The organism is Chryseobacterium camelliae (assembly GCF_002770595.1).
In the GTDB taxonomy this organism is placed as follows: domain Bacteria; phylum Bacteroidota; class Bacteroidia; order Flavobacteriales; family Weeksellaceae; genus Chryseobacterium; species Chryseobacterium camelliae.
On the sequence record NZ_CP022986.1, the window covers coordinates 1851975 to 1877755 of the forward strand.

Sequence of the window (25781 nt, forward strand, 5' to 3'; positions counted from 1 at the left end):
TATGAATTTTATAAAAAATAACCTGGCCAATGCTTTGACGCTCGGAAACCTCTTTTCGGGATGTGTGGGAGCCATCCATCTTATTACAGGGGATTATACCGTTACGGGGCTGTGCCTTATTTTCTCTCTGGTCCTCGACTTTTTCGACGGATTTGTTGCCCGCGCCCTTAAAGCGAATTCCAATCTGGGTGTTCAGCTGGATTCGCTTGCCGATATGGTGAGCTTCGGGCTGCTACCGGGACTGACGATGTTCAAAGCACTGGAACCTTTCGGAAATACGCTGGCAGGTATTGATTTTCCTTTTGAGATTCAGTACCTTGGACTGGTTGTGACTCTTTTTTCCTGTCTGCGCCTGGCCATTTTCAATATCGATGACGAACAGAAATACTACTTCAAAGGATTGAATACCCCGTCCAATACCGTCCTCATCTTCGGGCTGTACTATGCTTTTCAGGAAGATCAGAGTTTCGGCTTCCTGTTTGATAATGCCGGTATTCTGATCCTTCTAACATTTGTTTTATCCTGGCTGCTGATCAGTCCTGTAAAGATGATTGCCATGAAATTCAAATCCATGAAGCTGAAGGATAATTACCCTAAACTGGTCCTCCTGATCGGCGCCCTGATCATTTTAGCCGTTTTCAGGACAGTAGGCATCCCGATGGTAGTGATCTACTACATGCTGGTTTCTATGGTATTCCAGAAACAGCTTACCTCCTGACCTGACATATCAAGCTGATAAAACCATTTCAAATTAACCCAATTTCAAATTATCAAATAAAAATAATGAATTTAAAACTCCATAAACCGCTTTGTGTATTTGACTTAGAAACCACAGGAACCAATATTGGCAAAGACCGTATTGTAGAGATCTGTATCCTTAAAGTACATCCTGATGCATCCCGTGAAAGCCGGACCTGGCGTGTGAATCCTGAAATGCCGATCCCAAAGGAATGCAGTGCCATCCATGGTATTTATGAGGAAGATATCAGAGACTGCCCTACCTTTAAAGAAATTGCCCCGAAAGTAATGGAAATGCTTTCAGGTTCGGATCTGGGCGGCTTCAATTCTAACCGCTTCGATGTGCCGCTTTTAGCCGAGGAACTGCTGAGAGTAGGTATGGATTTTGATCTAAGCAAATTCAAACTGGTGGATGCCCAGACCATTTACCATAAAAAGGAACCGAGAAACCTGAGTGCGGCCTATCATTTCTATTGTGGGAAAACCCTTGAAAATGCCCATTCAGCGGAAGCTGATGTGATGGCTACTTTCGAGGTGCTGGATGCACAGGTGGGAAAATATGAAGATATCCCTAATGAGATCGCTCCTTTAAGTGAATTCACGTTCCATAACAAGCATGCGGATCTGGCCGGGTTTATCGGATATAATGAAAAGCTGGAAGAAGTATTTAATTTCGGGAAATATAAGGGACAGGGAGTAAAAGCTGTTTTCCAGAAGGACCTGGGATATTTCGGATGGCTTCAGAATGCTGATTTCCCGTTATACACGAAAAAGGTATTCATCAAAATACAGTTATCAAGTAAATTTTAATATATGTCAGAACTAGTTCGCTTTAAGTTTTATGAAAATGCCCTTGCTGCCAACAGGGATAAACAGATCCTTGCCGATGCTGGCATCAACAGTTTTATTGCGAACGAACAGCTGATCCAGTCGGACTGGCTGCTGTCGCAGGCTGTAGGGGGAATTCAGCTGCAGGTATTTGACGAAGACCTTGAAAAAGCGGAAAAAGCCTTGCAGGATTATCAGGAAAACGAACAGTTTTCCCTGGAGGTAGAACATACCATTGAAGATCCTGATTATGATTTCACCTGCCCGAAATGCGGTTCCAACCATATTTACAGAGACGACAGCGCAACCAGCTTTTTCGGCATCTCTATCCTCACCAGCCACACCTTCATCTGTTATTACTGCGGCAACGAATTTTCTCATGCCTGACAAAGCATTACTATAACCCCTCATTAATCCAATATAAAACCACTCATATGAAGATCATCTGTATAGGAAGAAACTACAGTGAACACGCCAAAGAACTGGGCAATGATATTCCTGAAAAACCGGTCATCTTTATGAAGCCGGACACAGCCATCCTGAAGGGAAATGATTTTTACATTCCTGAGTTTTCGAATGACGTGCATTACGAACTGGAAGTGGTGCTAAAGATTTCCAAAGGAGGGAAATACATCCTAAAGGAAGCCGCACACAAGCATTATGAAGAAATCGGGCTCGGTATTGATTTCACGGCGCGCGACCTCCAGAGCGAACTGAAATCCAAGGGGCTTCCATGGGAACTGGCCAAGGGATTTGACGGTTCTGCGGTAGTGGGGAACTTCTTCAAAAAAGATTCCTATGACCTTGCTAACCTTCAGTTTTCCTTGCTTAAAAACAAGGAAAAGGTACAGGATGGCCATACGAAAGATATGATGTTCACGTTCGATGACATTATCGCCTTTGTATCCCAGTATTTTACTTTACGGGTGGGCGACCTCATTTTTACCGGCACCCCGAAAGGCGTGGGAAAAGTAAATGAAAATGATATTTTGGAAGCATACCTGGAAGAACAGAAGGTGATTGATATACGGGTGATGTGATAATTCTCCTGTATATTCAGCATTTTTTCTTATCTTTAATAGCAAAACCAAGCTTATGATTAATATTGTAGTACCCGTAGATTTCAGTGAAAAAACAGAACAGCTCATCAATGGTGCTGTAAAATTTGCTAAAGATGTTAACGGAAAGATTTACCTGATCCATGTTGCGCCTACAGATATCGGTTTTGCCATCGGCGATATGGGTTTCCAGTATTTTCCGGAAGTAGAAGAAAATGAAATCAGAGAAGAATTGGTTCAGCTGAATAAGATCCAGCAGAAAGTTATGGCCCAGGGAGTTGAAAGCGAGCATCTTCTGAAACAGGGGATCGCCAAAGATATGATTTTAGAATACGCACATGATAAGCGTGCAGACTATATCGTCGTAGGTTCCCACGGAAGAAGCGAGATGTATGACGTATTTGTAGGAAGCCTGACCAAAGGCCTGACCAAAAGTTCAGATATTCCTTTGCTGGTTCTGCCTATCCAGGAATAAGCAGTTATAAAGATGACTTCTGCAGATCCCCCAATAAGGCAGCTTCAGATGCTGCGTTATCTGCGGCTGAATATAAATTATCAACCGTTTGATTTCAGTATGCTGCTGATCTTTTAAACCATCAGTTTACCATCTTAAACATAAAAAAACCGATCAGACATTGCTGTGCTGATCGGTTTTTTATTATATAACCAATTAATTAACCTTCTTTTTTATAGATCTCAGGATCGTAGTAAGGGTGTTTCCCTTCAGTAGGAGAATGGTAGTCTTTATCTTTGTTGTTCCCCAATCTCGATACCAACACATAGCACCAGTAAGTGAACAATGTACAGCAAACGATAAAAAGAATCCAGTTTAAAACATTGCCAAACGCATCAAAGAAACCGAATGTCCATTTGAAAACTTTGCTTAAGAATAGAAAGAAAGACGTCATTATTTTCCTTTTTTAAATTAACTTTGTACAAATTTATAAAAAATGTTTAAATTACTTTCAAAAGAAAGCAATATTTTTTCAATCCCGGTCTATATTGGTTTTCTTCTTTTGGTAGTTATCATATTTAACATCCTGAATTTCAATACTTATGAAGCAATTATTGAAAGTATTACCTTTCTTGGAATTGCCTTAGCTTATTTCTGTTTCCATACCATTGCCCTGAATTACCAGACCCACCTTCCGCTGTTTCTGTATACCTTTTTCATTTTCGGACTGTACCCCGGAAGCCTGGATATAGGGATTGCCGTAGCTCTGTTGACCAACTCCTTTCTCCTGCTTCTGCTTACCAGCACTGATGAAGATATCCGCAAGAAATCATATGTCCTGGTAGGATCTATTATCGCTCTGAACTTTATATTTTTACCGACTACCTGGCCGATGGCATTTTTCGTGATCATCCATCTCATTGCCACCTCAGAAAGGATCGGCCTGAACCTGTTCAGGTTCCTGCTGGGCATGGTGCTGATTGCCTTCAGTTATTTTTCCATAATGTTCTTCTTTAATTTCAGATCATGGAACTTTGATTATTTCCCCTTCGGAGCCATGAAGATGGTCACAGATTATACCGAATTGTTCCCACTGATTCCTATTGCCCTATTGCTGATCTACGCCGTTTATGACCATTTCAGAAACTACAATAAAAAAAGCCCGGTAAGCCGGTACAAATATACTTTCCTGCTGGTGTTTTCACTTGCACAGCTGATCTCCATTGTTCTGTACATGAACAAAAGCTATGAATATTTACTGCTCCTGGCCTTCCCCTCCAGTATTATCCTGAGCCGCATGCTGAGGTTTATGCCGAAATACTGGATGCAGGAAGTGAGCCTGTGGACCATTATTATAAGCCTGGTGACATTTAAAGCCGGCAATTATTTCCAATTATTTTAAAAGATTATGATTCAGATTGACGATAAATTGATTTCCGAGGAAATATTTTCCGAAGAATTTGTCTGTAACCTTACGAAATGTAAAGGTGCATGTTGCGTGGAAGGTGATGTGGGTGCCCCGCTCGATAAAGATGAGCTGGAGATCCTGGACACTATTTTTGACAAGATCAAACCTTACCTTACCCAGGAGGGCATCAAGGCCCTGGAAGAGCAGGGCACATGGACCACGGACCCGATGGACGGCATGTACGTAACCCCAATGGTGGAAGACCGTGAATGTGCCTATGTTACTTTTGATGCAAACGGCATTACGAAATGTGGCATTGAAAAAGCTTATGAAGACGGGGCGGTAGACTGGCAGAAACCTATTTCCTGCCACCTGTACCCTATCCGGATCACGGAATATTCTACATTTACAGCTCTGAATTACCATGAATGGAGCGTATGCAGTGATGCATGCACCCTGGGAAGAGAACTTCAGGTACCTGTTTACAAATTCCTTAAAACCCCGCTGACCCGCAAATATGGTGAAGAATTTTACACGGTTTTAAGCGAAGCTGCTGAAGAATGGAAAAAAGAATACGGTTCCTGATGAAAACTTGTATTTAGATCAAAGAAAAGCCGGACAATGTCCGGCTTTCTTATATACTTGATCAGAATATCTTATTTGAAATCCGCATCGGTAACTCCTGAATTCACCGTTACTTTAGTTGTTTTAATCGTCACCTGCTGGCCTTTGCCTTCAGCTTCGATCACTTCGGGAAATTTAATGCCGTCTACTGTCATATAGCTTTTCATTACAGCACTTCCTTCAGCCATGCCGGATTTGTAAAGCAGGCCGGTAGCAGCGTCGAAATAGAATTTACCTTTATCGGAAGTCAAAACATTATAGTCTTTCCCATCAATTTTTTCTACTGTTACTTCCTTAAAGCTGGAAGCATCATATCCTAGAGCATCGATTACCTTGCTTTTTTTGAGTTCTGCAATTTTATCGGCAGGAATATCGATCTTTTGTCCCATCTGGTCAAGATATCCTTTCTCACCATCAAACACCTGAACCACTTTCTGTCCCATTACAGATTGCTCAGACCTGAATTTATTACCCATCTTCTTAGTGACCATGGAAATTTCCATTCCCTGTATACTCAGTGTGTTATCCATAATCAAGGATTTTACGGATTCAAGCTTCTCTTTTCCGCCAAGAGCCTTCAGATAATTATCGATAACTTCTTTAGGCGTTAGTTTAGATACTTTCGCTTCCGTTTTTACTGAAGCTGCAGCAGTTGTTTGCTGTGCGGCTAAAGGAGTAGCAAAAAGTGCAGCACATACAAACGGAATGATTATCTTTCTCATAAAGTTAGTTTAAGACGTAAATATAGCAATATTGAGGGAATTAAATACATCTTACCACAAAATAAAAAGCCACCGGAATCCCGGTGGCTCTCTCCTCTCTGTAAGGATGATTATTTTTTCAGTTCTTCCAAAAATTCGTCGTGAGAGATCACGGTTTCTTTCTTGTCTGCTTTCTCAAGGATTACATCTTTAAGTTTAGCCATGGCTACTTCAGAAGAAATCTGCCTTACCTGCTCCTGGTCTTTCAGCATTTCAACAGCATAGCTCTGGATCTCCTCATCCCCTAAGTGGTGGATTCCATAGATCGCCAATTGATTCCTTACTAATTGCTCAGCCTGAGCCAACACATCAGCATAGTCAATTTTCACGTCATTATCCGTCATCAGTTTTCCTTCGATGATCTGGTATTTCAGTTGATTTTTCTCTGCTTCAAGGATTTCTTTAGCCTGATCTTCAGACTGGATATTCTGGTTAGAGAATACCAACCATTTTACCAGGAAGGCTTCCGGAAGTTTAACTTCTTCTTTCTCAGTTACCTGCTCCAATACTTTGTTCACGAAATGAACGTCGGCATTCTGCTGGAAATATTCGTCAAGTTCAGATTTTACTTTTTCCTTAAGGGCTTCTTCAGAAGTGATGTTCCCTTCTCCGTATACTTTGTCAAAAAGTTCCTGGTTAAGTTCAGCTAACTTAAGGCTGTAGAAGTCTTTCACTTTCACTTCCACTTCGTCATGGTGCATGTGCTCCACTTCGTCTTTGCTGAATCCTAATTCTTTAGCCAGCTCTTCATTACCTGCAAGAGTTTCTTTGGAAACTTTTACGGTTCCGTCCATTTTAAGGGACTTCACCAGTTTGAAAGCTTCTTTGTTTTCAGCGGTGATCACCGTATTTTTAGGCTGGTGATTATGCTCACCTTCGGCACCTTCCTCTACTACCTGAGAGATTTCCAGTGCGATATAGGAATCTTTGTTGATTTTTTCCTGAGGCTCCTGCTCCGCGAAACGCTTCTGCATGTTCTCAATGCTCTTGCTGATCTCTTTTTCAGAGGCTTCCACTTTGTAGTGAGGAGCTTCATATTTAGAAAGATCTATGGTGAATTCAGGCTCATACCCTACTTCAAAAGCTACTTCCAGCTGATCTGCATTGTAATCGAATTCATTTACCGGCTGAGGAACCGGCTGGCCTACAAGTCTCAGTTTGTTTTCGTTTACATAGCCATTCAGGGCATCGGAAACCTGCTTGTTGATTTCTTCGAATGCAATCCCTGCTTCATATTGTCTTCTAACCATACTTAAAGGCACTTTCCCTTTTCTGAAACCAGGAACTTGCGCATTTTTAGCATAATTAATCAACTGCTTTTCTACTTTTTCTTTGTAGTCAGATTTTTCCAATGTTACGGTAAGCAAAGCACTTACGTCATCATGGTTTTGTGCGGTAACCTTCATTATTGATTAAAATTTTAGGTTGCAAAAATATGAATTTTTTATGAAAATAACTCATTTCAAATAAATTCTTAAGCATCAAATATTTATCCATAAAAAACCACCGGGAGTTCCGGTGGTTTTTATGATCATCATTTGTGTATTAGTTAATGATATTATAGGTCGCCTGGGCATCGGTTTCGCCTCCTGTATGGCTTCCGTATACCACTCCGTTCCCGCTTACGGATGAAGCTTCAGAAACCGTAACCGGCTCATGGAATAACGTCAGGATCAGCTGGCTTTGTGCTGATGCATTTTTCACGGCTTTATTAACCACCCATTTTGTTTTCAGGCCTACATGCTTACCGTCTGCCCTGGTAGAAGAAGCATCATCGGTACGGGTAAGGGTGATATCAGAATTCGGGAAGTTGTATACCAGGAAATGTTGATCCTTAGCATCCCTGATTTCCTGCGTTGCATCTTCATCGCCGTTTTTAAAGATCACCTCTACACTGTAGGAATGGCCGTCCGTAAGTTTTACATTAGGGTTGGACGTGCTGTTCACCTGATAATCATAGACTACCGGTATCCCTGTAGCATCGTCGGTTACTTTAAGAAGGACGTCTGAAAGTTCTTCCTGTGGCAGGTCATCCGCTTCATCATCGCTTCGGTTACACGAAACCAATCCAAGGGATAAAACGATAGCTAAAAGTCCTAAAATAAATGCCGTATTTTTAAATGTATTTTTCATAACTGAGATTTAAATTTGTTAAAATTGATATTTGAGTGTTAAAATAAAATTTCTCCCCATTTCGTCGGAGAAGAATCGTAACCTGTTGAGATAATCCCTGTAGGTTTTATTAAAGACGTTTCGGATTGAAAAATCAATCCCGAAGTTTTTAGACAGATTGACCCCTGCCTGAAGGTTCCAGAGTGAATACCCATCCGGAGGAGTGGAAATATCCACACTCTGCTTGAATGAATTCCCCTCTGAATCATACCTTGTAATGAGGATGTTGTAAACCGGAAACCGCGTTTGTCTGAGGAGCGTATTATTGCTTACATTGACATAAAAGTTCTTCCATTTTTCATTATGATACTCCAGGGTATTGTTAATGTTCGGAGGCATCATAAGGATAAGAGGAACCTGATGTGTGAGGTCCTGGCCGTATACATATGAAGCATTTCCCTTATAGGTAAAATGATCTGAAATCTTCAGCTGTGCATCCACATCAATCCCATACATCTTGGCGTCGATCTGTTGGTATGAATAAACGACAAAATCCCCTCCCCACTGGGTATTCTGGTACCCCGTAGGAATCTGGTTGATGAAGTTTTTAGTATGAAAGAAATAAGGGTTTACGGAGATATTAAGTCCCTGTAGCAGATTGATCCTTGCATCGGCAATCAGGTTGAACTGATCTCCCACCTCATTTTTCATCCGCATATCCCCTTTTTCTATGATGGCTGCAGAATGGTGAAGCCCGTCTGCAAAAAGCTCTGCAATATTCGGGGACCTTGCCACTCTGGCGTAATTGAATTTAAGGCTGAAGTTGTCCGCAGGGCGGTAAACAATACCCGCATTTGCTGAAATATTGTTGTAATTCAGCTGCGGTCTGGTCAGGATCCTGTTCTGGTTGATCCGCACTACAAAATCCTTGTAATCATTTGCATACAGCTTATTCCAGTCTGACAGGTCATACCATTTGGTCACATCATAACGGTCGAAATCATATCGTCCGCCCAATTCAACCTCAAGCTTAGGCAATACTTTGTATTTATACACAGAGTAGATGCCTGCATAATACCGGTCGTAATTAGGAATTAAACGTCTTGCCTCTGTCTGAGGATTGGAATAATTATTCTGATATCCTGCATCAATTCCTGTTTCAAGGCTCCATTTTTCTCTTTCTATAAGGTGGTTGATGTTCAGGTCATTGGTAATCAGTTCCAGATCCAGGCCCGGTTTTTTGCTTAATGCTTCCGTACGGCGGATGTCATATTCTTTCCTGTGGTTATACTGGAAACTGTAGGTAGCGGTCAGCTTTCCGAAATCCCCGAACCTCTGGTACGCAGAAATCTTAGCAATATGATGTTCGATTTCCTGTCTGGGATTATCGATATCATAAGAGAAATCCCTTCTGTAAATAGGCAGTTTGGAAGACAGGGCTTCATACAGGTCTTCTGCAGATCCTACATGTGAGCTTCTTAAAATCCCGATGGAATTGTCTGTGAGGTAGTAATCAAAAGAAAATCCTTTGTCAAAATTCATCTTCTGTACCCCGAAATTAAATCCATAGTTCTGGACGCCGGTATTCATCAGGCCGTAATCGGCTGTCTGAAGATCGCCCAGCTTTTTAAAGCTTCCGTTGGTTTTCACGGCCCAGCCGTCTTTCCAGGTTTTGGCCAGTTTTACGTTAAGGCCTGCACCGCGTCCGTTGCTGATGCCCGATAAGGATACTGCACCTATGAGGGTATCTTTACGCGGCAGGATCTGAGGCTGCAGCACAACCACTCCTCCCACGGCGCCGCTGCCGTATTTAAGCGCAGATGCGCCTTTGATCACATCAATATGCTCAAAGTTGTTTACATCTACATTCGGAGCGTGCTCTACTCCCCATTCCTGCTCTGCCAGCCTTACTCCGTCATTAATGATGGATACCCGGCTGCCATACAGGCCATGGATGATCGGCTTTGAAATATTATTACCGGTTTTCAGCGCGTTAACTCCGGAAATATTCGTGAGCATATTACCGAGGTTTTCCGTAATATTCCTGGATATGTCCGTTTTATCGAGCGTCTTTACCACCATGCTGCCATTATTTTTATGGCTGCCATGTACGGTCACCGTTTCAATTTCTCCGATATGGTGTTCAAGCGTTATGGCGAGCTGCAGGTTTCCGTTTACCGTTACGTTTTCAGTATAATCATGACAGTCCGGATGCTTAGCCAGCAAAGTATAGGTCCCGGCAGGAATGTCTCCAAACGAAAACTTTCCTTTACCATCGGTTTTCGAGCTGTACTTACCGAGGATGATTTCAGCGTTAGCAAGAGGAGTCTTATCATGCAGATCTTTGACCGTCCCCTCCACACTGTATGTTTTTTGTGCGTTTATGAATACCAGTCCGAAGCAGACCAGCAATAAACCGTATATCAGTTTCATTATACAATAAATTGATTGTGTACTATTTACAGTACATTGCGTAAAATGTTATGAGATTAATGACTGACTACCGGTAAGCGTAACTATGTACATTCTTATGATTCACACTATAACCGCCAGATCATATGTGTAACCATTTGAGCAGATATAGGTACCGCTACGGACAGTAAAATCCATTAAAATCGAGAAAGTAAAATGTAAATTAAGAAACTGAAGGGGGCCCGCGGAGCCTGAAAGTAAATTTGGTCTGCTCCCACAGTCTTTCCTGAATAGCAATCAACAGTTCAGACTCACAAGAGACATGATCAAAAGTTAAACTGAATTCTTCAGGGACCAGGGTATTTCCGGTAGCCAGGAAATGACATGCAAGACAGTCGCCGGCTTTATTTTTGGAAACAGCCTCCTTCATGGCATTTTCCGTCTTCTTAAGGTTGAATCCCTTAAAAATATCAGCCGGATCATGGTGATGGAAGCTTTGGGAAAACAGCGCCAGAAAGTATATTCCAAACAGCAATTTGGAAATAAAACTTTTCAGATTTCTGTTTTCTCTAAAAATCATGCTTCAAAAGTATAAAAATAAATCAGAAAACCCTATTAAAGTTTCCTTAAAATGCTTTTCTGAAAGGCAGCAGATGCAGAAGTGTATGGTCCCAAGACAATAAATAACCGCACAGCCATAGTGTGTACTCCTTCAAAACGTTAAAAACATCAGCATCCGGAGTGTTATTTAAATCAGCACGACACATCATTCCGGAGTAAAAGGATTAGTCCAGCTGTGAACCCAGATATTCCCACTCCTGTAAAGCCAGTTCCAGCTCTTCTTTTACCTTGTTATATTTTTCCAGGGTCTCTTCAGAAGGGTTTTCTCTGGTGAAAGAAGTTTCGAATTCCTCTACTTTTGTTTCAAGTTCAGCAATTTTCTCTTCTACTTTTTTAATTTTATTCTGAATATTTTTCTGCTCTTTGCTTACGGCAGCTGATGGCTGGACGGCAGCCGCTTCAGCTTTGACTTCCGTTTTTTTCACCTCCGTTTTCGGAGCTTCATTGTGCAGCTTCGCTTTTTCTGCCGAGATTTCCCGGATGGATTCTTTCTGCCTGAATTCAAGGTATTCATTGATATCTCCTAAGAATTCCTTCATCTTTCCGTCACGGAATTCGTAAATCTTGTCACAAAGCCCCTGAAGAAACTCCCTGTCGTGCGAAATGACAATCAGGGTACCTTCAAACTTCTGTAAAGCCAGCTTGATGATTTCTTTGGACTGGATATCCAGGTGGTTGGTAGGTTCGTCCATGATCAGGGTGTTGAACGGACGCAGCAGCAGCTTACAGAGTGCCAGACGGTTCCTTTCTCCTCCGGAAAGTACTTTTGTCTTTTTATTGACCGCTTCGCCCTGGAACAGGAAAGACCCTAACAAATCACGGACTCTGGGCCTCGTTTCTTCCGTTGCGGCATCTTCCGCCTCTTCCTGGACGGTTTTGTTCGGTGTTAAAACTTCTTCCTGGTTCTGGGCAAAGTACCCGATATTTACATTATGCCCAAGGTTCCATGAACCTGAATAATCTTTGATATCTCCGGCCAGGATTTTGGCCAGCGTCGTTTTTCCCTGTCCGTTCTGCCCAAGCAGCGCAATCCTGTCGCCTCTCTGGACGATAAAATCCACATCATCAAAAATCTGCTTTTCGCCATAGGCTTTTCCTAAGTTTTCAGCCTCGAAGATCACTTTACCCGGCACTACGGACTGTACGAAACGGATGTTGAATTTGGAAACGTCTTCGTTATCCACTTCAATACGTTCGATTTTATCCAGCTTCTTGATTAGTGACTGAGCAAAAGAAGCTTTTGTTGCGCTTGCACGGAACTTGTTAATATTGTCTTCCATCTGCTTGATTTCCGCATCCTGATTCTTTTTGGCCTGAATCAGTTTTTCACGGCGGTCTTCACGCATGATGAGGTATTTGGAATAGTTAGCCTTATAATCATCGACTTTTCTGTTGTTCACATCAAAAGTACGGTTGCATACGGCCGTCATGAACTGCTTATCGTGGCTTACCAGAACAATGGCTCCGGGATAATCTTTCAGGAAGTTCTCCAGCCAGATGATGGACTCCATATCCAGGTGGTTGGTAGGCTCATCGAGAAGCATCAGGTCATTTTTCTGAAGCAGCAGCTTGGCCAGTTCAATCCTCATTCTCCAGCCTCCTGAAAATTCGTCGGTTATTTTCTGGAAATCATCGGCCTTAAAACCTAACCCGAAGAGTACTTTTTCTACATCACCTTCCAGATTATAGGCATCATGATGCATCAGAAGGTCGTTAAGTTCAGTCATTTTATTAATCAGGTCCGTGTAGGAATCACTTTCGTAATCAGTTCTTACCGTCATCTGATGGTTGACTTCCTCCAGCTCTTCTTTCCAGGCATTAATCTGCTCAAAAGCCTGCATGGTTTCATTCCATACGGTTCGGCCTTTTACAAAATCCAGATCCTGTTTCAGGAATCCGATGGTAATATTTCCTTCGGGAACCACATTTCCCTCATAGAAAGTAATTTCTCCGGAGAGCATTTTCAGCAATGTGGATTTTCCGGCCCCGTTTTTACCGACCAATCCTATTTTATCATCTTTTTTGATGGTGAAATTCACATTTTGAAACAGATAATTTCCCGAATGATGTAATCCTAAACCTTGAACCGAAAGCATTGTAAATAATGATTAAAATTTCCGGGGGCAAAAATACGGAAAAAGAAACGAAATTACCCATAAATAAAAAAGAGCTGCCTAACCTGGCAGCTCACACCTAAATTAAAACTGAAAAGGACTAACATTTGTTATAAAAATTTTCCTTTATCAATATCGTACGGTTCCAATCACTGTTGTTAGGAATATTGGTACCAAAAGCGTAATCTATAATGGAATCTTCCGGGAGCATAACGTCCGACTGTACCACCGAATCTACCGAATCCACATGGTAACCTTTGGCATTGCTCGGCATATTGAGCCCGTTGTTGATGAGTTCCGCATCTACTTCTGTATTTTCTGCTGAAAAATTTTTGTACAGGCCGAAATTGGCAGAAATATGAAGGTAACCGGCGAGTTTCTGATAATCATATACCGGTTTGGTACCGGAAGGGAACAACTTCATGTACCTACGTAACCCGTCTGACAGTTCTGACAGATAAGGATGTTTGTTATAATCAACAGCAAAATCTGAATCTTTAAAATCGGTATTAAAAACCGGAGTGATCCCATTGGATTCTTCCAGCATCAGCAAGCCGTATATTTTTGAAAGGTCATTATAGACCGTATCTCTGATGATATAGGCCTGTGAAGAAAACAGCCCTTCATCAATTTCATAATTCGTCAGGGGATATTTCCAGATCTTATGCCCTGAGGCATCCTTAGCCGTATTTCTTATATTTTCCACGTAATATACCACATCATTGTTGGTAATATGTTCCCCGGAAATATATACAGACTGTGAAGCCTCAAGATATCCGCCGCCTATATCAGCATGTACGCCGGGAACAAAAACTTCCCTGAGAAAGCCCTGTTCGGTACGGAATTCAGAATCCATTTTATCTTTTGACTCTTCAAAGAGGCCTGTAAGCGGGAAAAAGTACCGGCATTCATTCACGGCACAGATGTGCAGTCCGGCCTCAACAGCTTCGTGTACTGTGACATCATACGTATTGAAAGGAGCTGATTCCACCGTATCAAAAACGCCTAAAAATCTGATCCTGACGGTTTTTCCGCAATAGTGCCCGGCAGATAGCATCAGTTCGTTACAGAAAGTCCTGGCCAGCATGGCGCCACGGCTGAACCCGTACACATAAAAATGATATTCTTCAGCAGGTTCCCGGAGTTTTTCATGCACAAAAGCAGAGGCTGCCGCCAGCTTATCATCGGATGAATACCCGTGAAATCCTTTTGGATTTTTACAGATGGCCATCGCAAAATCACTGTCCTCGGCACCGGTTACGGTCCCTATCCCTTCAATATATATCTTTTCATTGTCCTGGAACAAACTGAAAAGCTTGTAAATATTCGTAGGGCAGCCATAATAGCTTTCGTTATTTTTTGCCGGCTTTACCGGGGAACCAGCATTGATTCCGTTGTTTCCTGTTCCGTCGAAAAAAATACCGAGAGAGACTATGTTGTTTTTCATTCTTATATCTGCTAGACCATTTCAGCAGGGACTCATATTGTCGAAGCCGTATTGGGATGAACAAAATAACAATGAAAAAAAACGGATTACTACCGTACAAAATACCAAATAAAAAATTCCGTATTTCTACGGAACTAAATTCTTTCTAACGGGTGGATGTTGTTGATGATGGCATAGATGACAATCCCTACGGTATTTTTAGCCCCTATCTTATCCACAATGCGCTGGCGGTGGCTTTCCACGGTCCGCGGACTGATAAACAGCTTGTCGGCAATCTCGTGATTAGTAAATTCCTGACAGATGAGTTTAACCACATCTTTTTCACGTTCGGAAAGCTCATCATCCATTTCAAAAAGGCTTTTCTTTTTAGTAGTGCTGTTCATGTAGGAAAGTAGCATCTGATGGTCTCCGGGTGTAAAGAACACGCCATTCCTATGGACCATGGTAATCGCTTCTATAAAGGTTTTCCTATCCGAATTTTTGGGCAGGAATGCGGATACGCCTAATTTAACCATATAACCCAGAATGGAGGTTTTATAGTGTGAAGAAAGGATGATAATCTTCAGGTCAGGGTATTTTTCTTTGAGTATGGCGACCAGTTCAAACCCGTTCATTGGCTGCATCTGGACGTCTACCAGAGCAATGTCGGGAAATTCACCGGCTTCAAGGCCTGTAAGGCGTTCAATAAAATCGGGCCCGCTGTTGGATGTGAGGCACACTGAGATATTTTGTTCCGTAGACAGCAGCATTTTTACGCCTTCAAGGATGAGTTGTTCGTCATCAATCAGGGCTATCTTGATAGGAGGATTCATTAGGGTATGGAATTTTAATGATTAAACGGCTTCCTTTATTCAAAATATTTTTCCATTTGTGTGCTGCGTTCATGGACTTAATACGGGATTCGATATTTTTAATGCCCATGCCCTTTTTTACGGCTTCGTATTCAAAACTCTGCCCGTTATCCGAAATAACCACAGAAAGGTTATCAGGATTATCCTTAATATAGATCCAGACTCTTGTCGCTTCGGAATGCTTCAGGACATTGGTGGTGAATTCCTGGATAATCCTGTACAATTGTACTTCTATAAAGATATTCTTTTTTTTGTATTTAGGACTTACATTCAGTGAAATATTAATCCTGTGGGATAAATTGGCCATCAGTTCCTCGATGTACAGAACCAGGCCAACAGATTCCAGGTTTACCGGATATAATGAATGGGAAATTGTCCTGGCCGCATCGATCAGGGAAGACATCTGTGCGGCTATATTTTTCCTGATGAGCTCGTCTCCTTTGGTATCCAGGTTATTAAGCCACAGGGAAAGAATATTAAGCCGGTTCCCGATGTCATCATGAATCATGACCGCGATCCGTTTGCGCTCTTCTTCCTGAGCCCTGATATTTTCCAGCACCAGGCTTTTCTGATGGTGTACTTCGGCTTCATACTGGGCATTTTTTTCTTCGATAATCCTGGTAATGAAAGCACGGTATGCCATCAGGCCAAAGCCTACGATAACTGTTACGGCAACAATTATAAGCAGAAGGGAGCTGATATTTAAGGTTACTTCTTTAATTTTAAAAAGGTATAGATTAATGATCCGTATACCACACTGGACAACAGGTTATTCAGTCCCCAGATAAGGCTTGCATTCAGCTGGGATATGGAGCCGAGCTGCTGCTGTATGATAAAGGTGAATACCGATACGGAATAATAGAGGAATATACAGGCATCTGCAAACAGAAAACGGTTGGCAAAATGTTTTTCTTTTATTTCACGGATCAGCGTATAGCCGGCAAAGCAGATGATGATGATATTGGAGATCACCTTTATATCATCAAGGTCAACCATCGGCTGCATGTATCCATTGACCAGTACGAAAATCAGTGCCAATACCAACACGGGCAAAACAAAACGTTGAGAAACATTATTTTTCTCTGAAAAAAGAAAATTCAGAATAAAAAATTCTCCCGCGATGTAGAGCGGGTACAGAAAGTTGGCATCCGGAAGACCGAAAGAATACAGGGCGACCTTAGTAGAAGCCTCAATAATGAAAAGAAAAATGATATAAAAAATATACCATTTTTCTTTGTTATTTAATAGTCTGAGCCTGCTTATACCGAGTATAAAGCACAGCAATAACAGACTGTTATTTAAATAGAGTATGATTTTAAATCCCAGTAGCATCAGATATCGCTATTCTGAACGGCGGGCACGGCTGTGACCAATCATAGGTATTGGAAATGGTGGTGATGCTTCCATTCCCCTCATTCATTCCATAAAAAGAAATAAAAATAAGGGTGACCATCATCCTCTGGTAAATATCGGAATATTTCAGCCCGAATGCACACACAATGCTGGTAGGGGCTTCATCGTGATCGTTTTTTGGATTGATATTGCTGGACGGCACAAAAAACTTGTTGAAAATCCGGGTTCCGCCCTGCTCGGTGCATTCGTAATAGAACCAGTTGGCCCCTTCATTTCTCCACGCTTCAATAGCTTCTACCGCTTTATCCTGAGCCATCATCGGCTTACTGTATACCGGGAAAGAAGTATCTGAGGTATTGTCTATCCTGCGCAGGTCGGTAGAGATAACGGCATTGTTTACGACTACGTACTGCTGAGTCTGGGTTAATGTAATATCTTGACTAAGGGGAGACAGAATACTGTAGGGAAAATCATTGATAAATAATTTCTGCCCTCTTTCATCCAAAGGACACAGAATCATAATCAACTGATTGTTGTACACTCCAATTTCCACTGAAAATTCCTGGTTTCTATTCCTTTGTACTATCCACTGGATCTGTTCCGAGGAAAGTTTGAAAACATAATTGGTAGGGACCAGGCTCTGAAGAGCTGAAAAATCTCTGCAGCTGGTGATCCAGGCTTCTAAAGCCATCTGGTACTGTCTGTTGTCTAAAGTTGTCATAAGCTCATGGTTAAAATGATTGCTGCAAAATTATGTAAAGTAAATTACCCCTGCAAACATTTATACCATATTGAAGGACAATTAATAATTTCTTATTGTAATATGGTAACAGCTTTGCTGCCTTTCCTTGATGTACAGGATCATACCTTTTTTAAGGTAGTATTGCAGGACCTTTTCAAGGGCAATTTCCATTTTAGGATTGTATTTCAGCACATCATTAAAACGTATGTATGAAATATCGAACGAGTTTCCATAATTGTGGGAACTGATACCGATAGCCGCATTGGCATTGACACGCCTCAGGCGGCACTGGTCTTCCAGCGTCCGCGTAAGGGAGGAAACCGTAAAGGTATGGCCGCCAGTTTCCCTGCTGAATCTTGCTCCCATCTTTTCGAGCGTGCTTTTAGCCTTTCCTACCATGTATGGCCTGCTGTAATCCAGTTTCTGGATCTTATATCCTTTGCCGTTTTTCTGGATCTTTTTCAGCTTTCCGCTGGCAATGTATTTCTGAACCATCGGAGCATCTTCCAGCAACCTGATCCCGAAACTTCTGGCAGCATCCAGATGCGGCTGATACAGCGGGGTCACTTCCACCCTCATCATTTGTTTTATATCGTAGCACGGAAGCTTTTTTTTAGAAACCTGAGCAAGAGAAAGGCTACCGAAACCCGATAATAAGACAGCAAGCAGGACTTTTTTCATGAATCACCCTTTAATTTTACATAAAAATAAACATTTATGCCGTACAAGTCAAAAACAATATACATATCATGATAGCATTTAATATAAAAAATGGGATTAAAAATCAATAATAAACCAATTTAAAGCTGGATTAACATAATATCTTTTATTTTATAATTGATTTTATTCTGAATTTAAAATTTTAAATTTGACTGAATTTAAAAACACATTGAATGACTAAAAAATTATTCGCCGAATTTTTCGGCACGTTCTGGCTTGTATTCGGAGGTTGTGGCAGCGCCGTTTTTGCTGCCGGTATTTCTGATATAGGAATCGGCCTTCTGGGTGTTTCCCTTGCTTTCGGGCTCAGTGTACTTACAATGGCTTATGCGGTCGGCCATATTTCCGGCGGGCATTTCAATCCTGCGGTTTCTTTTGGCTTACTTGCAGGCGGAAGGTTTCCGGCTAAAGAACTCATCCCTTACGTTATAGCTCAGTGCATCGGTGCCATTGCTGCCGCAGGATGCCTGTATATCATCCTCAACGGCGCAGGTCCTGTCCATTTTACCAGGCCGGGTGATTTTGCCACTAACTTTTACGGTGAAGCCGTTTATAATGGTAAAGCATTCGGGATGGGTGCTGCTTTCCTGGCTGAATTCCTTCTAACCGCTTTTTTCCTTATTGTAATTCTGGGATCTACAGACCGGTGGGCCAACGGGAAATTTGCCGGTATAGCCATCGGACTGGCATTAACGCTGATCCATCTGATTTCTATTCCGATCACAAATACATCCGTGAATCCGGCACGATCTCTTTCACAGGCTATATTTGTAGGCGGAGTGGCCATTTCCCAGCTCTGGCTGTTCTGGCTGGCTCCTATTGCCGGCGGGGTAACCGGTGGGCTTATTTACAGGTACCTGATGCAGAAGGACACAGAAGAACCTGTATAATCCAAATAAATCCTGCTTTGCGCAGGATTTATTTTGTTTTTCTGATTTCAAAAGGATTCCTGAAAATAAGTTCCTCATGCTTTCCTTTGATCTCCATTTTTCTGTACAACAGGCTCTGTGCCATTTTACGAAGGAAAAGATCTTTATCGTTCAGCTTCCAGTAAGAGTCCTCATGCACCTTTTTCGGCTGGCGTATGCTGTAGAACTCCGTGTCCCAGGTATCTGCATTATGATAAAATTCAATGATCCCGCAGTGTTCAGGAATCAGCGAATGATCCACCATCCCCATGGGAAGCAGGAAGCTGAATGCATTGCACACATAATCCCCGCAGGAAATCTTGTCGTGCTTCAGAAATTTTTCTCCGGTTACCGCATGCGTATAGGATTTCTTAAAATCGTTTTTAAAATCACTTTTTGACAGCTTGATCTCAATTTCATGGCTGTAGCCGTCCATATCAATAATCAGTACATCTGCTTCCCAGTCTGCCTGAAAATGGTTCGTCAGCACGATTTCCTTTTCAAAATTGCAGTGACTGTGGATAAAAGCATGTACCAGCTCTTCAATCTTCAACATAAAATAATCTCTAACCTAAATAAATTCACAATAAACTCAAAAAACCTACCCCAAAATACTCCATACCCTAAAACACCCGCACTCTTTACTCTCCCACGCTCCAACACTCCTACTCTCCAACACTAAAACTCTCCCATACCATCTACTGTTCACTCACCAGCAGGCTACACCCTCTGATATCAGAATGGTCTATCCTTCCCAGCACCTGAAAGCGGTCTTCCGTCACTTTCCCCAGATCCTGCGTGGCAATAAAAGCACATGAATGGATATTGGCCAGGTCGATGATGTTGATGGCTCCCGTCCTTCCCTCTTTTTCATAGGCAAAAGGATCTTCTGCGTTCCTGATCATTACTTTCATCCAACCTGGGCAACGGTATTCGTTTTTCCCTAAGGAATAGGCCTGGGAAAGCAGTTCTGTCATCGAATATTCCGAATAAATCTTATCCGTTCTGAATCCCTGCTGCAATATGCTGAGCAGCTCATCCTTGGTCATTTCTTCTTTCCGGCCTTTCATGCCTCCGGTTTCGATAACGATCAGCTGTTCCGATGGGTCTAATATCTTTTCTCCCTGTTGATCGGTACAGTAATCCAGGAAATCAAGCAATGCAAAGGAAACCCCGAAAAGAATGACCTTCCTGCCTGCGAGCGTATTCAGCAGTTCCAGAAGCTCTGCATGATTGTATAAGAAATACCCGTTTTCCGGCTTACCGGATTTCTGCATCAGGTCATCCACCATATAAATCAACGAGGAGTTCTGCCGTTCAAGATAGCTGGGCAGCAATCCGAGGAAAATATAGTCTTCAGGCGGCCCGATGAACTGACTGAAACTTTTCTCAATGCTTTCCTTGTACATGTTTTCATCGGCAATATAATGCCTGGAAAGATTCATCCGGGTTGTCCCCGAACTCTGAAAATACAGTTCCGGCAATGCCTGCTGATCTGAAACAGCATGGTTCTTGAACATTTCGATCGGCAGAAACGGGATGTCTGACAGTCCCTTTACCTCATCCGGGTTGATCTTCAGGTAATCCACAAATTTCCTGTATACGTCAACATGGTTATACTGATAACGGAATGTTTCCAGGGCAGCCTTTAAAAATTCCGGTTCAGTTCTGATATCGAATATCTTGCTCGCTAACATAGAAATATGATATTTAACACTCAGTATGAATAAGTTATCATAAAGGTATTGTTTTTTACTGATTTTTTACTTCAAAATTTAATTTTTGGTAAGCTTCTTGCAACTATCAATGCGGAATATGGATTAAAAACAAGGATGAATATATTTCATTCGGAGATTACCTCGCAAGGGGTAATTTTTTTTGTCTTTACTCGAATGTTTTCAGCTCAAATTCCTGTTCAAATACCCCATAGGTATAGTAAGATATCCAGTCGCCCAGGTTAATGTATTTTGCCTTATCTTCCAGCGTAAGAATCATAGGAAGGTGTCGGTGGCCGTAGATAAAATAATCAATCTGCTGTGTTTTCAGCTTTTCCTTGGAATAGATGACCAGGAACTCTTTATCTTCACCCAGGAATTCCTTATCCTCTTCCCCGGAGATCATTTTATTCTTCTGGGACAGATACAATGCAATCTTCATCGCAATATCAGGGTGCAGCCATTTGAACGCCCACTGGGCTACCGGATTGGTAAACAATTTTTTCATACGCTTGTAGCCTTTATCACCGGGACCGAGGCCATCACCATGAGCCAGCAGGAACTGTTTCCCGCTGATTTCAAAATACTGTTTCTGGTAGAATACGGTGCATCCAATCTCCTCTTCCAGGTAATCCTTCATCCACAGATCATGGTTACCTACGAAAAAGTAAATCTGCACACCGCTGTCTTTAAGTTCAGCAATTTTTCCGAGGACCCGAACATACCCTTTCGGAATCACATAGGTCCATTCATGCCAGAAATCAAACAGGTCCCCCATAAGGAAAAGAATCTGGGCATCCTTCTTGATTCCGTCCATCCAACGGATAAATTTCTCTTCCCGTACTTTGCTGGATTTAGGATCCGGAGCCCCGAAATGCTGGTCTGAAGCAAAATAAACCTTTTTCCCGGGTTCTAGGTTGATGATGGTCTTTAACACCGAATGACTTTTTGAATGAGTTACTGATTATCCTCTGCAAACCACTCTCCATAAGAGTTTTCCGTTTCGTGAAGTTTAAGATAGGCCAGGGAAATTCCGGCCGGAAGTTTTGACCTTATTTTGGATGCAATGGCATACAGCATATTTTCACAGGTAGGCTGGAATGTACAGTAGATCACTTTGTGCCCCTGTTCTTCCAGGTTGTCCCCGAGTTCTTTATGAGGGGAAAGCGCATTGACAAGAACCGCATGATCCCACACATCCACTATTTCAGATTTTACGATGCTTTTGATATCACCGAAATCCACCACCATCCCATTCTTGGGATCCTCCAGATCATTAACAGGCCTTCCCTTCACCGTTACAAACAGTTTGTAGGAATGCCCGTGCATATTCTTACATTTACCGTCGTAATTATACAGTACATGAGCGGTTTCAAATGTAAAAATTTTTGTAATACGTATCATAATGCAAAGATAAGGAATTTGATTTGAGTTTTATTGGGCTGCATACTGATAACAAACGGAATACCCTAATCCTTTCAATGGTATGGCACGGAAAAGAGGCAGAATTGGCTGTTATTCCGGAAGCGGAATTCCGGATCTGCTGATAAATGAACTGGTGCTCTGTACTGCGGCCCAGCAAGCATGACGGAAGAAGATACCCGTCTATCCAGGCCATCAGGAATCAGGGTCTGGAAGATCATAGAATCCCTAACAATTTCAGATCACAAGCTATAATATCTTCACACTTCTTTTTCTTACCGTATGGGCAGAAAAATATCCCAGCGCACCGTTACTTATATTACCTGGCGGGTTGGCAGGCGTAATTCCGCCACCGGGCCCACCGCCTGAAAGCTGAAGCAAAGCGGAATAAAAAGTATAGACATTCTGGTCAATACACTGCATTTCAACATGAATGGTATCCCCGGCCACTACTTTCACATCATCCGGATTATTACCATTGTCGTTGGGCAACAGCAGGGGTCGCTGGTTCAGCATTCCATTATTCACGTTATCCGAAAATTCAGTGAAGTAGATTTTTGAATTGCTGTTAATGCTGTATTTAAAAAGATACCGGTTTCCCAAAGTCTGGGGATCGGTAAAAACCGGTAAGAGAGTATAGCTTTTTTCACCTCCGACAGTAAAGGAATCCTGTTCCAGACCGTCAAAATCCACGGCTTCGGGCATGGTGCTTGTGGAAACATATTCTTTTCCATCTGCCTGTATTTTCAGTGTATAGGTCTTTCCTGCCTGTCCGGCAAAAGCTGAAGTACGGTAAGTTCCGTCCCCTATATACTGCAGCGTTTCGGCTTGTCCGGCATTATCACTCAAAACTACCTGTGCATTCTCTATTGCAGGATATTGGTTGGCTTCTGTAAATGCGACAGATCTTGTAATTTTCACGTAATACGGACCGGCCTGGTCAGTTACATTTCCTTCGATGACGATCTTTCCGCTTTGGTCTTCCAGGTTGAGGTCGATTTCCTTTTCACAGGAGGTAACCAGAAACAGGAACAGTATAATTAAAAATATATTTTTCATAGGTAAGTTTAAAATTTGAAATTATAGGTGATGTTCGGCACCCAACGGAATAACGAGGTCTGTATGGCCCTTGTCGTTCCGGGTTTATCTGGATTGTCTTCAAAAGTAATTGCATACGCATTTTGTCTCCCGTACACATTATAGACTCCGAATGACCAGGAGCCTTTGAAACGTTTGTTGGATTCCGGCTCGTACGTGGCACTCAGGTCCATTCTGTGATAAGCCGGCATCCTGTCTGCATTCCTGTTGCTGTACTGGAAAACCGTCTGTCCGTTCAGTTGATATTTTCCGGTAGGAAAAGTCACAGCATTCCCGGTGCTGTATACAAATAATCCTGAAAAAGACCACCTCGGATTCAGCTGATAGGTTGCCACAACGGAAAGGTCATGTGTTTTATCCTGTCTTGCATTATACCACTGATCATCATTGATCCCGTTTATTTTCCGCTCTGTTTTTGATAAGGTATAGGAAATCCATCCGGTCAGTGCTCCGCTTTTCTTTTTGGCAATAAGTTCCAGTCCGTACGCCCTGCCTTTCCCGAATAATAATTCGCTTTCTACGTCAGCAGCAGTATCGAACGTAATCTGCGCCCCGTTTTTATAATCAATCTGATTCAGCATCGATTTGTAATAGATTTCAGCATTCAATTCATAATTGTTATTATTGAAATTCCTGCTATATCCTGCACTTACCTGATCTGCAATTTCAGGTTTTACGGTGTAGCTGCTTCCGATCCATTGGTCAGTGGGGTTTCCGCTTCCGCTGTTACTTAACAGATGTAAGTTCTGCGTATTCCTGGAATAGCCCGCTTTTATACTGCTTACTTCATTAATTCTGTAATTGGCTGTGATCCTCGGTTCAAGATTAACATACGTTTTACCGATTTTCCCCTTTTCCAGATATTCCGAATCAGTTACAATTCCGTTTTCATACGTGTTGAAAGTATCCCCTCCTAAAATACTGAATAATGAAAGCCTCGCTCCGTAATTGATGGTCAGCTTTTCCGTTGCTTTAAAATCATCATTGATATACAGCGCATTTTCCCAGGAATATCTCGGATTCCTCGGGTAGCTGGTCACGCTGGTTCCTGAAGCGCTGCTCGGCGTTATGGTATGGTAAATGGATTGCAAGCCAAACTTTACATTATGGCTGTTTCCGGCAAACCATGAAAAATCCTGTTTCAGATTCCAGTCTTCAATCTTAGAATCCAGACCGAAAGTATTGTTGTTGCTGCTCAGGGCAACATTATAATTGTAATTGCTGTAGATGAATGATGTGTTGGAAAACAGCTTGCTGTTGATGATGCTGTTCCAGCGTAAAGTTGCCGTGGTATTGCCCCAGTCTGTAGAAAAAGTATTGCCTAAGCCCAAAACATCCCTTCCGAAATAGCCTGATAAGTAAAGCCGGTTATTATCATTAATCTGGTAATTGGCTTTCAGGTTTAAATCATAGAAATATAATTTGCTGTCTTTAAAATCATCGGTTGCTTTCAGAAAGACATCGGCATAGGTCCGTCTTCCCGAAACAATAAATGACGACTTTTCTTTCTGTATGGGACCTTCAACACTCAGCCTGCTGCTTATCAAGCCGATTCCGCCGTTTATATTGTAATCTTTGTTATTCCCGTCCTTCATTTTAACATCAAGCACGGATGAAAGCCGGCCTCCGTACTGGGCAGGGCTGTTTCCTTTGATGATGCTTACATCTTTCAGTGCATCACTGTTGAAGGTACTGAAAAATCCCAACAGATGCGATGCATTATACACAGCTGCCTCATCCAGAAGGATGAGATTCTGGTCTGTTGCGCCGCCCCGAACGGAAAAGCCGCTGCTTCCTTCGCCGTTACTTTTGATTCCTGGTAAAAGCTGGATGGTTTTCATCACATCTTTTTCACCAAACAGAACGGGAAGCCTGTCAATCTGTTTAATGCTCAACGTTTCTGTTCCCATTTGTGCCGTGGAAAGATTCTTATCTTTTTTTACGGCCGAAACAACTACTTCGTCTATTTCTGCAGTTCTTTCCTGCCCTTCCTGTTCCAGCTGAATATTCTGTTTGATATCCTGCTCAACATTCACGGTTTGCCGGAAATCTTTGAATCCGGGGTTGGAAACCACTAATGTATAGGTACCTTTAGGTAAAGAGAGGGAGTAAAATCCGTATTCGTTGGCAACGACAGCAATCTTTGGATCTTCGGCAACTTTTACGGAAACACCCAGGAGCAATTCTCCGTTTTTTTGGTCTCTGACTGTCCCGCTTACCGAATATTTCTCCTGCGCGAGAACAAATGAACTGAAACAAACTGCTGCTATGGAAGCGGCAACTTTCAGGGATGATATGTGCATTATTACAATTTGAAATAAAAATACTAAAAATAAACAGAACACATTCCCGTAACCTGAAAACACGGGTGTATCTAAGCACAAAACTGACAAAA

The 25781-nt window shown here is 42.1% G+C and carries 27 protein-coding genes; 8 read left to right on the forward strand and 19 right to left on the reverse strand.

Translation table 11 applies throughout. The features are described 5' to 3' along the window. The first annotated feature begins 1 nt into the window (after position 1). The 5 genes from CGB83_RS08400 (at position 2) to CGB83_RS08420 (ending at position 3099) form a co-directional block, all read left to right on the forward strand. A complete protein-coding gene (locus CGB83_RS08400) occupies positions 2 to 718 on the forward strand; it encodes a CDP-alcohol phosphatidyltransferase family protein (protein ID WP_100075390.1) in 717 nt (238 codons plus the stop codon). A 65-nt stretch (positions 719 to 783) separates the two neighbouring features. Next, positions 784 to 1548, forward strand: coding sequence for a 3'-5' exonuclease (locus CGB83_RS08405; RefSeq protein WP_100075391.1), 765 nt, complete (start codon positions 784 to 786; stop codon positions 1546 to 1548). 3 nt (positions 1549 to 1551) lie between these two features. Next, positions 1552 to 1953, forward strand: a complete 402-nt coding sequence (locus CGB83_RS08410) for a putative signal transducing protein (protein WP_100075392.1) — start codon at positions 1552 to 1554, stop codon at positions 1951 to 1953. A gap of 47 nt (positions 1954 to 2000) precedes the next feature. Beyond that, positions 2001 to 2606 (forward strand): fumarylacetoacetate hydrolase family protein, encoded by a 606-nt coding sequence (locus CGB83_RS08415; protein ID WP_100075393.1) that lies wholly within the window; start codon positions 2001 to 2003, stop codon positions 2604 to 2606. Positions 2607 to 2661: 55 nt separating this feature from the next. Further along, positions 2662 to 3099: a universal stress protein gene (locus CGB83_RS08420; protein WP_100075394.1), complete on the forward strand. Its 438-nt coding sequence runs from the start codon at positions 2662 to 2664 to the stop codon at positions 3097 to 3099. Between the two features lie 199 nt (positions 3100 to 3298). On the opposite strand, the gene CGB83_RS08425 is transcribed toward CGB83_RS08420, so the two are convergent. Further along, on the reverse strand, positions 3299 to 3532 hold the full coding sequence (locus CGB83_RS08425) for a DUF6341 family protein (RefSeq protein ID WP_100075395.1): 234 nt from the start codon (positions 3530 to 3532) through the stop codon (positions 3299 to 3301). Between the two features lie 42 nt (positions 3533 to 3574). On the opposite strand from CGB83_RS08425, the gene CGB83_RS08430 reads away from it, so the two are divergent. Next, the gene (locus CGB83_RS08430) at positions 3575 to 4480 is read left to right on the forward strand and encodes a DUF6427 family protein (protein ID WP_100075396.1); all 906 of its coding nucleotides are present in this window, start codon (positions 3575 to 3577) and stop codon (positions 4478 to 4480) included. A gap of 6 nt (positions 4481 to 4486) precedes the next feature. Next, entirely contained in the window at positions 4487 to 5071 is a 585-nt protein-coding gene (locus tag CGB83_RS08435) for a DUF3109 family protein (RefSeq protein ID WP_100075397.1), read from the forward strand. Between the two features lie 71 nt (positions 5072 to 5142). Here CGB83_RS08435 and CGB83_RS08440 read toward each other — a convergent pair whose 3' ends face one another. From CGB83_RS08440 to CGB83_RS08495, 12 genes are all read right to left on the reverse strand, one after another. Next, positions 5143 to 5832, reverse strand: a complete 690-nt coding sequence (locus CGB83_RS08440; protein ID WP_100075398.1) for a hypothetical protein — start codon at positions 5830 to 5832, stop codon at positions 5143 to 5145. A 110-nt stretch (positions 5833 to 5942) separates the two neighbouring features. Continuing rightward, positions 5943 to 7277, reverse strand: a complete 1335-nt coding sequence (locus CGB83_RS08445) for a trigger factor (protein ID WP_100075399.1) — start codon at positions 7275 to 7277, stop codon at positions 5943 to 5945. Between the two features lie 139 nt (positions 7278 to 7416). Next, positions 7417 to 8004: a hypothetical protein gene (locus tag CGB83_RS08450; RefSeq protein ID WP_100075400.1), complete on the reverse strand. Its 588-nt coding sequence runs from the start codon at positions 8002 to 8004 to the stop codon at positions 7417 to 7419. Between the two features lie 18 nt (positions 8005 to 8022). Continuing rightward, a complete protein-coding gene (locus tag CGB83_RS08455; RefSeq protein WP_100075401.1) occupies positions 8023 to 10416 on the reverse strand; it encodes a TonB-dependent receptor in 2394 nt (797 codons plus the stop codon). A gap of 202 nt (positions 10417 to 10618) precedes the next feature. Continuing rightward, a complete protein-coding gene (locus tag CGB83_RS08460) occupies positions 10619 to 10975 on the reverse strand; it encodes a hypothetical protein (protein ID WP_172954692.1) in 357 nt (118 codons plus the stop codon). A 205-nt stretch (positions 10976 to 11180) separates the two neighbouring features. Next, positions 11181 to 13112 carry an ABC-F family ATP-binding cassette domain-containing protein gene (locus CGB83_RS08465; RefSeq protein WP_100075402.1) on the reverse strand — a complete coding sequence of 644 codons (1932 nt, stop codon included), beginning with the start codon at positions 13110 to 13112 and terminating at the stop codon, positions 11181 to 11183. Positions 13113 to 13230: 118 nt separating this feature from the next. Next, complete coding sequence (locus tag CGB83_RS08470; RefSeq protein WP_100075403.1) at positions 13231 to 14577, reverse strand: T6SS phospholipase effector Tle1-like catalytic domain-containing protein; 1347 nt, start codon at positions 14575 to 14577, stop codon at positions 13231 to 13233. 134 nt (positions 14578 to 14711) lie between these two features. After that, positions 14712 to 15389 (reverse strand): response regulator transcription factor, encoded by a 678-nt coding sequence (locus tag CGB83_RS08475; protein WP_100075404.1) that lies wholly within the window; start codon positions 15387 to 15389, stop codon positions 14712 to 14714. Then, a complete protein-coding gene (locus tag CGB83_RS08480) occupies positions 15358 to 16071 on the reverse strand; it encodes a sensor histidine kinase (RefSeq protein WP_228420136.1) in 714 nt (237 codons plus the stop codon). The genes CGB83_RS08475 and CGB83_RS08480 overlap by 32 nt, the downstream gene beginning before the upstream one ends. 65 nt (positions 16072 to 16136) lie before the next feature. Beyond that, positions 16137 to 16760, reverse strand: coding sequence for a hypothetical protein (locus CGB83_RS08485; protein ID WP_172954693.1), 624 nt, complete (start codon positions 16758 to 16760; stop codon positions 16137 to 16139). Beyond that, positions 16744 to 17502: a hypothetical protein gene (locus CGB83_RS08490; protein WP_100075406.1), complete on the reverse strand. Its 759-nt coding sequence runs from the start codon at positions 17500 to 17502 to the stop codon at positions 16744 to 16746. Before CGB83_RS08490 ends, CGB83_RS08485 begins: the two co-directional genes overlap by 17 nt. A gap of 81 nt (positions 17503 to 17583) precedes the next feature. Beyond that, complete coding sequence (locus CGB83_RS08495; RefSeq protein ID WP_100075407.1) at positions 17584 to 18204, reverse strand: DUF5715 family protein; 621 nt, start codon at positions 18202 to 18204, stop codon at positions 17584 to 17586. 212 nt (positions 18205 to 18416) lie between these two features. On the opposite strand from CGB83_RS08495, the gene aqpZ reads away from it, so the two are divergent. Further along, positions 18417 to 19133 (forward strand): aquaporin Z, encoded by a 717-nt coding sequence (gene aqpZ / locus CGB83_RS08500; protein WP_100075408.1) that lies wholly within the window; start codon positions 18417 to 18419, stop codon positions 19131 to 19133. 28 nt (positions 19134 to 19161) lie between these two features. Here aqpZ and CGB83_RS08505 read toward each other — a convergent pair whose 3' ends face one another. The 6 genes from CGB83_RS08505 to CGB83_RS08530 all read right to left on the reverse strand — a co-directional run bounded on the left by CGB83_RS08505 (position 19162) and on the right by CGB83_RS08530 (position 25689). Further along, on the reverse strand, positions 19162 to 19707 hold the full coding sequence (locus tag CGB83_RS08505) for a hypothetical protein (RefSeq protein WP_100075409.1): 546 nt from the start codon (positions 19705 to 19707) through the stop codon (positions 19162 to 19164). Positions 19708 to 19849: 142 nt separating this feature from the next. Next, on the reverse strand, positions 19850 to 20848 hold the full coding sequence (locus tag CGB83_RS08510) for a LuxE/PaaK family acyltransferase (protein ID WP_100075410.1): 999 nt from the start codon (positions 20846 to 20848) through the stop codon (positions 19850 to 19852). Positions 20849 to 21035: 187 nt separating this feature from the next. Continuing rightward, a complete protein-coding gene (locus tag CGB83_RS08515; RefSeq protein ID WP_100075411.1) occupies positions 21036 to 21803 on the reverse strand; it encodes a UDP-2,3-diacylglucosamine diphosphatase in 768 nt (255 codons plus the stop codon). Between the two features lie 20 nt (positions 21804 to 21823). Continuing rightward, on the reverse strand, positions 21824 to 22270 hold the full coding sequence (locus CGB83_RS08520; RefSeq protein ID WP_100075412.1) for a 6-pyruvoyl trahydropterin synthase family protein: 447 nt from the start codon (positions 22268 to 22270) through the stop codon (positions 21824 to 21826). A 267-nt stretch (positions 22271 to 22537) separates the two neighbouring features. Next, on the reverse strand, positions 22538 to 23347 hold the full coding sequence (locus CGB83_RS08525) for a DUF4249 domain-containing protein (protein ID WP_100075413.1): 810 nt from the start codon (positions 23345 to 23347) through the stop codon (positions 22538 to 22540). A gap of 8 nt (positions 23348 to 23355) precedes the next feature. Further along, the gene (locus CGB83_RS08530) at positions 23356 to 25689 is read right to left on the reverse strand and encodes a TonB-dependent receptor (RefSeq protein ID WP_100075414.1); all 2334 of its coding nucleotides are present in this window, start codon (positions 25687 to 25689) and stop codon (positions 23356 to 23358) included. Between the last annotated feature and the right edge of the window lie 92 nt (positions 25690 to 25781).

Coding starts and splice junctions, on each gene's coding strand:
- CGB83_RS08510 (WP_100075410.1), bottom strand. CDS start 20,848: ATGTTAGCGAGCAAGATATTCGATATCAGAACTGAACCGGAATTTTTA.
- CGB83_RS08530 (WP_100075414.1), bottom strand. CDS start 25,689: ATGCACATATCATCCCTGAAAGTTGCCGCTTCCATAGCAGCAGTTTGT.
- CGB83_RS08495 (WP_100075407.1), bottom strand. CDS start 18,204: ATGAAAAAAGTCCTGCTTGCTGTCTTATTATCGGGTTTCGGTAGCCTT.
- CGB83_RS08425 (WP_100075395.1), bottom strand. CDS start 3,532: ATGACGTCTTTCTTTCTATTCTTAAGCAAAGTTTTCAAATGGACATTC.
- CGB83_RS08525 (WP_100075413.1), bottom strand. CDS start 23,347: ATGAAAAATATATTTTTAATTATACTGTTCCTGTTTCTGGTTACCTCC.
- CGB83_RS08505 (WP_100075409.1), bottom strand. CDS start 19,707: ATGTTGAAGATTGAAGAGCTGGTACATGCTTTTATCCACAGTCACTGC.
- CGB83_RS08420 (WP_100075394.1), top strand. CDS start 2,662: ATGATTAATATTGTAGTACCCGTAGATTTCAGTGAAAAAACAGAACAG.
- CGB83_RS08415 (WP_100075393.1), top strand. CDS start 2,001: ATGAAGATCATCTGTATAGGAAGAAACTACAGTGAACACGCCAAAGAA.
- CGB83_RS08430 (WP_100075396.1), top strand. CDS start 3,575: ATGTTTAAATTACTTTCAAAAGAAAGCAATATTTTTTCAATCCCGGTC.
- CGB83_RS08450 (WP_100075400.1), bottom strand. CDS start 8,004: ATGAAAAATACATTTAAAAATACGGCATTTATTTTAGGACTTTTAGCT.
- CGB83_RS08485 (WP_172954693.1), bottom strand. CDS start 16,760: ATGCTACTGGGATTTAAAATCATACTCTATTTAAATAACAGTCTGTTA.
- CGB83_RS08520 (WP_100075412.1), bottom strand. CDS start 22,270: ATGATACGTATTACAAAAATTTTTACATTTGAAACCGCTCATGTACTG.
- CGB83_RS08490 (WP_100075406.1), bottom strand. CDS start 17,502: ATGACAACTTTAGACAACAGACAGTACCAGATGGCTTTAGAAGCCTGG.
- CGB83_RS08435 (WP_100075397.1), top strand. CDS start 4,487: ATGATTCAGATTGACGATAAATTGATTTCCGAGGAAATATTTTCCGAA.
- CGB83_RS08440 (WP_100075398.1), bottom strand. CDS start 5,832: ATGAGAAAGATAATCATTCCGTTTGTATGTGCTGCACTTTTTGCTACT.
- CGB83_RS08405 (WP_100075391.1), top strand. CDS start 784: ATGAATTTAAAACTCCATAAACCGCTTTGTGTATTTGACTTAGAAACC.
- CGB83_RS08445 (WP_100075399.1), bottom strand. CDS start 7,277: ATGAAGGTTACCGCACAAAACCATGATGACGTAAGTGCTTTGCTTACC.
- CGB83_RS08400 (WP_100075390.1), top strand. CDS start 2: ATGAATTTTATAAAAAATAACCTGGCCAATGCTTTGACGCTCGGAAAC.
- aqpZ (WP_100075408.1), top strand. CDS start 18,417: ATGACTAAAAAATTATTCGCCGAATTTTTCGGCACGTTCTGGCTTGTA.
- CGB83_RS08410 (WP_100075392.1), top strand. CDS start 1,552: ATGTCAGAACTAGTTCGCTTTAAGTTTTATGAAAATGCCCTTGCTGCC.
- CGB83_RS08460 (WP_172954692.1), bottom strand. CDS start 10,975: ATGATTTTTAGAGAAAACAGAAATCTGAAAAGTTTTATTTCCAAATTG.
- CGB83_RS08465 (WP_100075402.1), bottom strand. CDS start 13,112: ATGCTTTCGGTTCAAGGTTTAGGATTACATCATTCGGGAAATTATCTG.
- CGB83_RS08470 (WP_100075403.1), bottom strand. CDS start 14,577: ATGAAAAACAACATAGTCTCTCTCGGTATTTTTTTCGACGGAACAGGA.
- CGB83_RS08480 (WP_228420136.1), bottom strand. CDS start 16,071: ATGGCATACCGTGCTTTCATTACCAGGATTATCGAAGAAAAAAATGCC.
- CGB83_RS08475 (WP_100075404.1), bottom strand. CDS start 15,389: ATGAATCCTCCTATCAAGATAGCCCTGATTGATGACGAACAACTCATC.
- CGB83_RS08455 (WP_100075401.1), bottom strand. CDS start 10,416: ATGAAACTGATATACGGTTTATTGCTGGTCTGCTTCGGACTGGTATTC.